We start from the raw sequence: 11,147 nt of genomic DNA, 5'->3' as shown, positions 1-11,147 counted from the left end.
GCTGCGCCGCTCCGCGGTCCCCACAGGGGCCAAGTATGGGGGGGGCCGGGGGGGGGGGGGGGCCCCCCCCCCCCCCCCCGGTCGCGGGGTCAGACCCCGACGTGCTTCTGGTAGCGGATGATCGCGGCGAACTCGTCGACGACGAGGCTCGCACCGCCCACCAGGGCGCCGTCCACGTCGGGTTCGCGCATGAAGCTCGCGATGTTCGCGGACTTCACCGACCCGCCGTAGAGCACGCGCGTGCGCGCTGCCGCGTCCGCGCCGAGCTTCTCGCCGATGACCTCGCGGAGCTTGGCGCACACGTCCTGCGCCTGCTCCGGTGTCGCGGCCTGGCCCGAGCCGATCGCCCAGACGGGCTCGTAGGCGACGACGATGTCGGCGTCGGCCTTCAGCCCTTCGAGCGCGACCGACAGCTGGCTGACCGGCACGGCGCTCGCGCCGAACTTCTCCAGGTCCTCGCTGGTCTCGCCGACGCAGATCACGGGCACGAGGCCGTGCTTGAGCGCGGCCTTGACCTTCGAGCCCACGACCTCGTCCGTCTCGTCGTGGTACTGCCGACGCTCGGAGTGGCCGATGATGACGTACTTCGCGTCGAGCTTGGCCAGGAACGCGCCCGAGATCTCGCCGGTGTACGCGCCCGAGTCGTGCGCCGACAGGTCCTGCGCGCCGAGGGCGAACGGGATCTTGTCGGCGTCGAGCAGCGTCTGCACGGTGCGCAGGTCGGTGAAGGGCGGGAACACCGCGACCTCGACCGATCCGTCCTCGTGCTTGGCGTCCTTCAGGGTCCAATGCAGCTTCTGCACGAACGCGACCGCCTGCAGGTGGTCGAGGTTCATCTTCCAGTTGCCCGCGATGAGCGGGGTGCGGCTGCTCACTGCCATCCGAGGACCTCCAGTCCGGGGAGCTTCTTGCCCTCGAGGAACTCGAGGCTGGCGCCGCCGCCGGTCGAGATGTGACCGAAGGCGTCGTCGGCGAATCCGAGCTGGCGGACCGCGGCGGCGGAGTCGCCGCCGCCGACGACCGAGAGGCCGTCGACCTCGGTGAGCGCCAGTGCGACCGCCTTGGTGCCCGCCGCGAACGGCGCGAGCTCGAACACGCCCATCGGGCCGTTCCAGAACACCGTCTTCGAGTCGCGCACGAGCGCCGCGAAGCGCTCGGCGGTGTCGGGACCGATGTCGAGTCCGAGGCCTGCTGCCCCGAACGCGGTGTCTTCGATGCCGTCGGCCGCCGTCACGACGTGCTCCGCGTCGGCGCCGAACTTCGAGGCCACGACGACGTCGGTCGGGAGCACGAGCTCGACGCCCGACTCCTCGGCACGTCGCATGTACTCGCGCACGGTGTCGAGCTGGTCTGCCTCGAGAAGGCTCGAGCCGACCTTGTGGCCCTGCGCCGCGAGGAAGGTGAACAGCATGCCGCCGCCGATGAGCAGGCGGTCGACGCGCGGCAGCAGGTGGTCGATGACGCCCAGCTTGTCGCTGACCTTCGAGCCGCCGAGCACGACGGTGTACGGCCGCTCGGGGTTCTCGGTCAGGCGGTCGAGGACGTCGACCTCCTTCTCGATGAGGAAGCCGGCTGCCGACGGCAGGAGCTCGGCGAGGTCGTAGACCGACGCCTGCTTGCGGTGCACGACGCCGAACCCGTCGGAGACGAGGACGTCGCCGAGCGAGGCGAGCTCCTCCGCGAACGCGCGACGCGTCGCATCGTCCTTGGCGGTCTCGCCCGGGTTGAAGCGGAGGTTCTCGATGATCGCGACGTCGCCGTCCTCGAGGGCGGCGACCGCTTCGCGGGCCGACTCCCCCACCGTGTCGCGCGCGAACGCGACCGGCTTGCCGAGCAGCTCCGAGAGGCGCTGGGCGACCGGCTCGAGGCTGTACTTCGGGTCGGGAGCGCCGTCGGGGCGGCCGAGGTGCGAGCAGACGATGACGCGGGCGCCCTGGTTGATCAGGGCGTTGAGCGTGGGGAGCGTGGCCCGTACACGGCCATCGTCCGTGATGACCGCGTCCTTGAGGGGGACGTTGAGGTCAGCACGGACGATGACACGCTTGCCGGCCAGCGAACCCAGCGTGCTGAGGGTGCGCAGAGCCATCGGGATCAGAGCTTCGAGGCGACGATCTCGGTGAGGTCGACGAGGCGGTTCGAGTAGCCCCACTCGTTGTCGTACCAGCCGACGACCTTGACCTGGTTGCCGATGACGCGGGTCAGGCCGGCGTCGAAGATGCAGGAGTGGTCGTCGGTGACGATGTCGCTCGAGACGATCTCGTCCTCGGTGTACTTGAGGATGCCCTTGAGGGGACCCTCGGCGGCAGCCTTGTAGGCCGCCTTGATCTCGTCGACGGTGACCTCGCGCTCGAGCTCGACCGTGAGGTCGGTCGCCGAGCCGGTGGGGACCGGGACGCGCAGCGCGAAGCCGTCGAGCTTGCCCTTGAGCTCCGGCAGCACCAGGCCGATGGCCTTGGCGGCACCGGTCGAGGTCGGGACGATGTTCAGCGCGGCGGCGCGGGCGCGACGCAGGTCGCTGTGCGGGCCGTCCTGGAGGTTCTGGTCGGCCGTGTAGGCGTGGACCGTGGTCATGAGGCCCTTGACGATGCCGAACTCGTCGTTGAGCACCTTGGCGAGCGGCGCAAGGCAGTTCGTGGTGCACGAGGCGTTCGAGATGATGTGCTGCGTCTCGGGGTCGTAGGTCTCCTCGTTCGCACCGATGACGAACGTGCCGTCCTCGCCGGAAGCGGGAGCGGAGATGAGGACCTTCTTGGCGCCGCCCGCGATGTGCTTCGCGGCGTCGACGGCCTTGGTGAAGCGACCGGTCGACTCGATGACGATGTCGACGCCGAGCTCGCCCCAGGGGAGGTTGGCCGGGTCGCGCTCTTCGAAGACCTTGATGGTCTTGTCGCCGACCGTGATCGAGTCCTCGGTGTACGAGACCTCCTGGTCGAGGCGGCCGAGGATCGAGTCGTACTTGAGCAGGTGCGCCAGCGTCTTGTTGTCGGTGAGGTCGTTCACCGCCACGATGTCGAGGTCCGCGCCCTGCGCGAGAGCCGCGCGGAGGTAGTTGCGTCCGATTCGGCCGAAGCCGTTGATGCCGATCTTGACAGTCACGGAGTTTCTCCTGAGATGTGTCGTGCGCGAATGCGCGGTTGTTGCGATGCGAACGAGGACAACGGCGTCCCGGCGGGCTGTCCCGCCGGGACGGCCGCGCTAACTAGGACAGTACCAGCAGGCCGGAGGTCTTCTGACGGGCGGCGTCGAGGCGCTGCGCGACGTTCTGCCAGTTCGCGATGTTCCAGACGGCCTTGACGTAGTCGGCCTTCACGTTGAGGTAGTCGAGGTAGAAGGCGTGCTCCCACATGTCGAGCTGGAAGATCGGGATCGTGCCCTGCGCGGTGTTGCCCTGCTGGTCGAACAGCTGCTGGATGATGAGCTGCTCGCCGATCGGGTCCCAGCTGAGGACGGCCCAGCCGGAACCCTGGATCCCGTTGGCCGCGGCGGTGAAGTGCGCCTGGAACTTGTCGAAGCCGCCGAAGAACTCGTCGATGGCCGCGCGCAGCTCGCCCTCGGGCTCGCCGCCGCCCTCGGGCGACAGGTTGGTCCAGAAGATCGAGTGGTTGACGTGACCGCCGAGGTGGAACGCGAGGTCCTTCTCGAGCTTGTTCACGTTCGCGAGGTTGCCGGACTCGCGCGCCTCGGCCAGCTGCTCCAGCGCGGTGTTCGCGCCGGTCACGTACGCCTGGTGGTGCTTGCTGTGGTGCAGCTCCATGATCTTGCCGCTGATGTGCGGCTCGAGTGCGGCGTAGTCGTAAGGGAGGTCGGGCAAGGTGTACTTCGCCATGTTCTCTTCTTCCTGTCGGCGCGCGCCGAAATCCCCGGCGCAGCGAGGGTGACGGATTCATCCTACTGAGCGGCAACGCTCGCGCGGCCGGGTTGCTTCCGACTGTGACGTGTGGAAGAGCGGATGCTGCGGCCCGCAGCATCCGTGACGGATCTCAGTCCTCGATGCCCGCCGGGACGGCCGCCTCGGTACCCGGGAGCCCCTCGGCCTCGGCCTTCTTGTCGGCCATCGCCAGGAGGCGGCGGATGCGGCCGGCGACGGCGTCCTTCGTCAGCGGCGGGTCGGCGTGGTGGCCGAGCTCGTCCAGGCTCGCGTCGCGGTGCGCGAGACGCAGGTCGCCCGCCTGACGGAGGTGATCGGGCACCTCGTCGCCGAGGATCTCGAGTGCGCGCTCGACCCGCGCGCAGGCGGCGACGGCGGCCTGCGCCGAGCGGCGCAGGTTGGCGTCGTCGAAGTTCACGAGCCGGTTGACGCCCGCGCGCACCTCGCGGCGCTGGCGCATCTGGTCCCACTCCGCGGCGGCGCGCACGGCGCCCATCGCGGCCAGGGCGGCGCGGATCGCCTCGCCCTCGCGCACGACGACGCGCGGGATGCCGCGCACCTCGCGCGCCTTGCCGGCGATGCCGAGCCGGTGTGCAGCGCCGACGAGCGCCATCGCGGCCTCGGACGAGGGGCAGGTGATCTCCAGCGCGGCCGAGCGGCCCGGGTCGCTGAGCGTGCCGGCGGCGAGGAACGCGCCGCGCCAGATGGCGGCGAGGTCGCCGCGCGACCCGGTGGTGAGCTTGTTGGGGAGGCCGCGGACGGGGCGGCGGCGCTGGTCGAGGAGGCCGGTCTGGCGGGCGAGCGTCTCGCCGCCCTCGATCACGCGGACGGCGTAGTGGCTGCCCGTGCGCGCGCCGGAGCCCTGCACGTGGACGAGCTCGGGGCGCACGCCGTAGAGCTCCATGAGGTCGCGCGCGGTGCGGCGGGCGAGGATGTCGGAGTCCAGCTCGGCCTCGACCGCGACGCGGTTGGCGATCGAGTGCAGGCCCCCCGAGAATCGCAGCAGCGACGTGAGCTCCGCCACCCGTGCCGTAGGGCGCGGGTCTCGCACGGTGATCAGCTCGGCCTTCACGTCAGCGGTCAGCGACACGGGTCTCCTTCATGGGTCTTGCGGGAACGACCGTCAAGCCTACCCGGCCGCTCCGGCCGGGCGGGCTCGTCACTCGCGTCCGAGATCGCGGTGCGTCACGCGGACGGCGACGCCGGGCACACTCGCGAGACGCTGCGCGAGCTCGCGCACCATCACCACCGAGCGGTGCTTCCCGCCGGTGCAGCCGATCGCGACGACCGAGTGGCTCTTGTTCTCGCGCTGGTACCCCTCGAGCACCGGACGCAGCGCGGCGCTGTACGCGTCGAGGAACTCTTCCGCGCCCTCCTGGCCGAGGACGTACTCGCGGACCTCCTCGTCCTCCCCGGTGAACGGGCGCAGCCGCTCGTCCCAGAACGGGTTCGGGAGGAACCGCATGTCGGCCACGATGTCGGCGTCCGGCGGCAGCCCGTACTTGAAGCCGAAGCTCTGGAGCGTCACCGTGTGCCGGGCCGCGCCCTCCTCGCTGAAGAGGTCGGCGACCTTGGTGGCCAGCTGGTGGATGTTGTACGACGACGTGTCGATGATGACGTCGGCGCTCTCCCGGACGGCCGCGAGGCGCACGCGCTCGCGACGGATGCCGTCGAGGATCGTGCCGTCGCCCTGCAGCGGATGAGGGCGCCGCACGGCCTCGAAGCGCCGCACGAGCACCTCGTTCGACGCATCCAGAAACAGGACGCGGATCTGGCGGCGCTCGCGGAGCGCGCGCATCGCGTCGGGGAGGTCCGAGAAGAGGTCCCGGCCGCGCACGTCGACCACCACAGCGACCCGGGGCAGCACTTCCCCGGCGAGCTCGGTGAGGTCGAGCAGCGGCTTGAGCATCTGCGGGGGGAGGTTGTCGACGACGTACCAGTCGAGATCCTCCAGCGCGTTCGCCGCGGTGGAGCGTCCGGCGCCCGACATCCCCGTGACGATCAGCACTTCTCCGACGTCCTGACGCGTCGCCTCGCCCATGACCACCCCCGTCCCGACAAGCCTAGTCATACCGGACGACCGCCCGTCGGCGCGACGTGCGCTATGACGCGTCGGAAAGGGCGGCGGCCGGCTGGGCGAGGTGGGTGTGGATGGCCGACGCGAGCTTGGGGCCGACGCCCGGAAGCTCGGCGATCTCCTCCGGCGTCGCCTTCTTCAGCGCCGACACCGACCCGAAGTGGCGCAGCAGCGCCTTGATACGCGCCTCGCCGAGGCCCGGCACCTCAGCCAGCACGCTCTGGATGTCGCGGCGGCGGCGCTTGCGCTGATGCGTGATCGCGAAGCGGTGGGCCTCGTCGCGCAGCCGCTGCAGGAGGTAGAGCGCCTCCGACGTGCGCGGCAGGATCACGGGGTACTCCTCCCCCGGCAGCCACACCTCCTCCAGGCGCTTCGCGATGCCGCACAGCGCGATCTCCTCGTGACCGGCATCGCGGAGCGCCCGCGCCGCGGCCTCGACCTGCGGCTTGCCGCCGTCGACCACCAGCAGCTGCGGCCGGTACGCGAAGCGCGGGCGGCGCCGCTCGGTCACGACCTCGCCGTCCGCAGTCGGGTCGGGCGCGGCATCCGGCTCGTTCTCCTCCGGACGATCGAGGTACGCGAGACGGCGCGTGAGCACCTGGTAGAGCGAGTCGGTGTCGTCGGTGGTCTCGGCGACGCCGAACGAGCGGTACTGGTCCTTGCGGGGCAGGCCGTCTTCGAAGACGACCATCGATGCCACGACGTTCGTGCCGCTCAGGTGCGACACGTCGAAGCACTCGATGCGCAGCGGCGCCTCGACGAGGTCGAGGGCCTCCTGCAGATCGGTGAGCGCCTGGCTGCGGGCGACGTAGTCGCTCGTACGGCGGGTCTTGTGGAGCATCAGCGCCTGCTGGGCGTTGAGCGTGGCCGTGCGCATGAGGTCGGCCTTGCGGCCACGCTGGGCGATCTGGATCGTCACGGCCTTGCCACGGCGCCCGCGCAGCCACTCCTCCAGGTCGGCGGCGTCGTCGGGCATCGCCGGCACGAGCACCTGCTTCGGGATGTCGGCGCCCGCGGCGTTGCCGTACGTCCGCTGCAGCACCTGATCGACGAGCTCGCCGCCGGTGATGTCGAGCTCCTTCTCGATCGTCGTCGCGCGCACACCGCGCACGCGTCCGCCGCGGATCACGAAGTGCTGCACCGTGGCGGCCAGCTCGTCCTCGGCGATGCCGAAGAGGTCGGCGTCGGTGTCGGCGGCGAGCACGAGCGCGCTGCGGTTCAGCACGGCGTCGATCGACTGCAGCCGGTCGCGGTAGACGGCGGCCGCCTCATAATCCATGGCGGCGGACGCCTCACGCATGCGCGCGGTGAGCTCTCGGGTGAAGCGCTGATCGCTCCCGGACATGAACGCGATGAAGTCGTCGACGATCGCCCGGTGCTCCTCGATGGTGACCTTCATCGAGCACGGCCCGCCGCAGCGCCCGATCTGCCCCGGGAAGCACGGCCTTCCGGTCGCCATCGCCTTCTTGTACGACGAATCGCTGCAGGTCCGGATCGGGAACACCTTGATCATCAGGTCGATCGTGTCGTGCACCGCCCACACCTTCGGGTACGGGCCGAAGTACTTGGCCCCCGGGATGCGGCGGTTGCGCGTCACGATGACACGCGGTGCCTCGTCGGCGAGCGTGATCGCCATGAACGGGTACGACTTGTCGTCCTTGTAGCGGACGTTGAACGGCGGATCGAACTCTTTGATCCACTGGTATTCGAGCTGCAGCGAGTCGACGTCGGTCGCGACGACGGTCCATTCGACGGATGCCGCGGTCATCACCATGCGCCGCGTGCGCTCGTGGAGCGTGTGCAGGGGCGCGAAGTAGTTCGACAGCCGGGCGCGGAGGTTCTTCGCCTTGCCGACGTACAGCACGCGTCCGTCGCTGTCGCGGAAGCGGTAGACCCCGGGATTCGTCGGGATCTCGCCCGGCTGCGGCTTGTACGGGACGGTGGGAGCGGAGCGCGCCATGCGGCTCAGCCGGCCTTGCGGGCCTCGACGAGCTCGGTGACCGCGTGCGTCGGGGCGCGAAGCCCCAGCACCTCGGCGAGGAACGCGCCGGTGTGGCTGCCCTCGGCACGCGCGACCTGCTCGGGCGTGCCCGTCGCGATCACCTGGCCGCCGCCCGAGCCGCCCTCGGGACCGAGATCGATCACCCAGTCCGAGGACTTGATGACGTCGAGGTTGTGCTCGATCACGATGACCGTGTTGCCCTTGTCGACGAGTCCGTTGAGCACCTCGAGCAGCTTGCGCACGTCCTCGAAGTGCAGACCCGTCGTCGGCTCGTCGAGCACGTAGATCGAGCGGCCGTTCGTGCGTCGCTGCAGCTCGGTGGCGAGCTTCACGCGCTGCGCCTCGCCGCCCGAGAGCGTCGTCGCGGACTGGCCGAGCCGCACGTACCCGAGCCCCACGTCGACGAGCGTCTTCAGGTAGCGGTGGATCGCCTGGATCGGCTCGAAGAACTCCGCCGCCTCGGCGATCGGCATCTCGAGCACCTCGGCGATGTTCTTGCCCTTATAGTGCACCGCGAGGGTGTCGCGGTTGTACCGCTTGCCGTGGCAGACCTCGCAGTCGACGTAGACGTCGGGCAGGAAGTTCATCTCGATCTTGATCGTGCCGTCGCCCGAGCACGCCTCGCAGCGGCCGCCCTTGACGTTGAAGCTGAAGCGCCCCGGCTGGTAGCCGCGCACCTTGGCCTCGGGCGTCTCGCTGAACAGCGTGCGGATGCGGTCGAACACGCCGGTGTAGGTCGCCGGGTTCGACCGCGGCGTGCGGCCGATCGGCGCCTGGTCGACGTGCACGACCTTGTCGAGGTTGTCGAGCCCGGTCACGCGCGTGTGCTTGCCGGCGACCCGGCGGGCGCCGTTGAGACGCGTCGCGAGGACCTGGTACAGGATGCCGTTGACCAGCGAGGATTTGCCCGAGCCGCTGACCCCGGTGACCGCCGTGAGGACGCCGAGCGGGAAGTCGACCGTCACGTTCTTGAGGTTGTTCTCGCGCGCGCCGACGACCGACACCTGACGCTTCTTGTCGATCTTGCGGCGCTTCTTGGGGGTGGGAATGGAGCGGCGGCCCGACAGGTAATCGCCGGTGATCGAGTCGGGGTCGGCGAGGAGCTCGCCGATCGGGCCGGAGTGCACGACCTCACCGCCGTTGACGCCCGCACCGGGGCCGATGTCGACCACCCAGTCCGCGGCGTGGATCGTCTCCTCGTCGTGCTCGACCACGATGAGCGTGTTGCCGAGGTCGCGCAGCGCCACGAGGGTCTCGATGAGGCGGCGGTTGTCGCGCTGGTGGAGGCCGATCGACGGCTCGTCGAGCACGTACAGCACGCCGGTGAGGCCGGAGCCGATCTGGGTCGCGAGCCGGATGCGCTGCGCCTCGCCGCCCGAGAGCGTCGCCGCGGCGCGGCTCAGGCTCAGATAGTCGAGGCCGACGCGGATCAGGAAGTCCAGCCGGAGGCGGATCTCGCGCAGCACCTGCGCGGCGATCGTCGCTTCGCGATCGGTGAGCGTCAGCTTCGCGAAGTACTCCCGCGCCTCGCCCAGGCTCAGGCGCGAGGCATCCGCGATGGAGTGCCCGTGCACCTGCACGGCCAGCACTTCGGGCTTGAGCCGGGCGCCGTCGCACACCGGGCACGGCACCTCTCGGAGGTACTCCGACCAGCGCTGCCGCTGCGTGTCGGACTCTGCCTGCGTGTACTGCCGCTCGATGTAGGGCACGACGCCCTCGAAGCCTGACGAGTAGCGCATCTCGCGGCCGTAGCGGTTCTTCCACTTGACCGTGACCTTGTAGTTCTCACCGCGCAGCACCGCCTCGCGCACCTCGGACGGGAGGCGCTTCCACGGCGTGTCGAGCGAGAAGGCCAGGTCGGCCGCGAGTCCTTCGAGCAGGCGCTCGTAGTACTGGAAGAGGCCCTTGCCCTGCGTCGTCCACGGGATGAGGACGCCCTCGCGGATCGACAGGTCCTCGTCGCCCAGCATGAGCTCGACGTCGACCGACATGCGGGTCCCGAGGCCCGAGCACGCGGGGCACGCGCCGAACGGCGCGTTGAACGAGAAGGTGCGGGGCTCGATCTCGGTGAGCTGCAGCGGGTGGCCGTTCGGGCACGCGAGCTTCTCGGAGAAGGACTGCCACGCGGCATCCCCCTCTTCATCGACGAAGTTGACCTGCACGACGCCGCCCGCGAGCGACAGCGCGGTCTCGACGGAGTCGGTGACGCGGTCCAGGATGCCGGGAGCCGCGACGAGACGGTCGACCACGACCGCGATGTCGTGCTTGTAGCTCTTCTTGAGCGCCGGCGGCTCGGCGAGCTGGATCAGCTCGCCGTCGACGATGGCGCGGGCGTAGCCCTTCGCGCCGAGCTCCTTGAAGAGGTCGACGAACTCGCCCTTCTTCTGCGAGACGACGGGGGCGACGATCTGGTAGCGCGTGCGCTCAGGCAGCTCCATGAGCTGGTCGGCGATCTGCTGCACCGTCTGGCGCTGGATGACCGAGCCGCAGTCGGGACAGTGGGGCACGCCGATGCGCGCCCACAGCAGACGCATGTAGTCGTGGATCTCGGTGATCGTGCCGACCGTCGACCGTGGGTTGCGGTTCGTGGACTTCTGGTCGATCGAGACGGCGGGGCTGAGGCCCTCGATGAAGTCGACGTCGGGACGGTCGACCTGCCCCAGGAACTGCCGCGCGTAGGCGCTCAGCGACTCGACGTAGCGGCGCTGGCCCTCGGCGAAGATCGTGTCGAACGCCAGGCTCGACTTGCCCGAGCCGGAGAGGCCGGTGAAGACGACGAGCGAATCGCGCGGGATGTCGAGGTCGACATCCTTGAGGTTGTGCACGCGGGCACCGCGGACGCTGAGCTTTCCGCTGCTACCGCCGACAGAGTTTCCGGGCATGTTTGCGGGCAGGGCGACAGGGACGATGGGCACCCGACAAGTCTAAATGGGGCCTCCGACACGGGGGCTGGGAGCCGTTCGCCGTGCGCGAAGACGCGTTAATGAGCGGCCCTGATCAGCGGGCGCCGGCGAAGGGCTGCAGTGCGTCGCGGAGCGCCAGGAGCGCCGCGGCATCCGTCCCCACGCTCGCCATCACCTTGCCGGGAACCTCCAGCGCCTGCGCGCGCAGGCGCCGGCCGGCCTCCGTGAGGCGGACGTCGAGCACGCGGTCGGTGGCGGGGCCCGGGGGGGGCGGGGGGGGGTGCCGGGCCCTCAGGC

Annotated in this window: 8 protein-coding genes and 1 pseudogene; all 9 read right to left on the bottom strand. The window is 70.1% G+C overall.

What is annotated here, in order from left to right; all coding sequences use genetic code 11:
* Positions 1–89 precede the first annotated feature (89 nt).
* Positions 90–881 (bottom strand): triose-phosphate isomerase, encoded by a 792-nt coding sequence (gene tpiA, locus ACLBXX_RS20345; protein WP_220289374.1) that lies wholly within the window; start codon positions 879–881, stop codon positions 90–92.
* Positions 872–2,086, bottom strand: a complete 1,215-nt coding sequence (locus ACLBXX_RS20340; RefSeq protein WP_447659507.1) for a phosphoglycerate kinase — start codon at positions 2,084–2,086, stop codon at positions 872–874. The genes tpiA and ACLBXX_RS20340 overlap by 10 nt, the downstream gene beginning before the upstream one ends.
* A gap of 5 nt (positions 2,087–2,091) precedes the next feature.
* Positions 2,092–3,096 (bottom strand): type I glyceraldehyde-3-phosphate dehydrogenase, encoded by a 1,005-nt coding sequence (gap, locus tag ACLBXX_RS20335; protein ID WP_310290460.1) that lies wholly within the window; start codon positions 3,094–3,096, stop codon positions 2,092–2,094.
* 103 nt (positions 3,097–3,199) lie between these two features.
* Entirely contained in the window at positions 3,200–3,826 is a 627-nt protein-coding gene (locus ACLBXX_RS20330) for a superoxide dismutase (RefSeq protein WP_341999834.1), read from the bottom strand.
* 154 nt (positions 3,827–3,980) lie between these two features.
* Positions 3,981–4,958 carry a DNA-binding protein WhiA gene (gene whiA / locus ACLBXX_RS20325; RefSeq protein WP_375872262.1) on the bottom strand — a complete coding sequence of 326 codons (978 nt, stop codon included), beginning with the start codon at positions 4,956–4,958 and terminating at the stop codon, positions 3,981–3,983.
* A 69-nt stretch (positions 4,959–5,027) separates the two neighbouring features.
* The gene (gene rapZ, locus ACLBXX_RS20320) at positions 5,028–5,909 is read right to left on the bottom strand and encodes an RNase adapter RapZ (RefSeq protein ID WP_447659506.1); all 882 of its coding nucleotides are present in this window, start codon (positions 5,907–5,909) and stop codon (positions 5,028–5,030) included.
* A gap of 61 nt (positions 5,910–5,970) precedes the next feature.
* Positions 5,971–7,905: an excinuclease ABC subunit UvrC gene (gene uvrC / locus ACLBXX_RS20315; RefSeq protein WP_447659505.1), complete on the bottom strand. Its 1,935-nt coding sequence runs from the start codon at positions 7,903–7,905 to the stop codon at positions 5,971–5,973.
* 5 nt (positions 7,906–7,910) lie between these two features.
* On the bottom strand, positions 7,911–10,862 hold the full coding sequence (uvrA, locus tag ACLBXX_RS20310) for an excinuclease ABC subunit UvrA (RefSeq protein WP_447659504.1): 2,952 nt from the start codon (positions 10,860–10,862) through the stop codon (positions 7,911–7,913).
* 82 nt (positions 10,863–10,944) lie between these two features.
* Positions 10,945–11,147: pseudogene (locus ACLBXX_RS20305) on the bottom strand (hypothetical protein); the annotation flags it as partial.

Source organism: Microbacterium sp. C23T (assembly GCF_053345975.1).
The sequence above is the reverse complement of the archived record's forward strand: the minus strand, read 5'-3'. Positions and strand labels throughout refer to the sequence as shown.

Bases quoted from the DNA above. Each gene is read 5' to 3' on its own strand.
- tpiA (WP_220289374.1), bottom strand. From the start codon at position 881: ATGGCAGTGAGCAGCCGCACCCCGCTCATCGCGGGCAACTGGAAGATG.
- ACLBXX_RS20340 (WP_447659507.1), bottom strand. From the start codon at position 2,086: ATGGCTCTGCGCACCCTCAGCACGCTGGGTTCGCTGGCCGGCAAGCGT.
- ACLBXX_RS20330 (WP_341999834.1), bottom strand. From the start codon at position 3,826: ATGGCGAAGTACACCTTGCCCGACCTCCCTTACGACTACGCCGCACTC.
- rapZ (WP_447659506.1), bottom strand. From the start codon at position 5,909: ATGGGCGAGGCGACGCGTCAGGACGTCGGAGAAGTGCTGATCGTCACG.
- uvrC (WP_447659505.1), bottom strand. From the start codon at position 7,905: ATGGCGCGCTCCGCTCCCACCGTCCCGTACAAGCCGCAGCCGGGCGAG.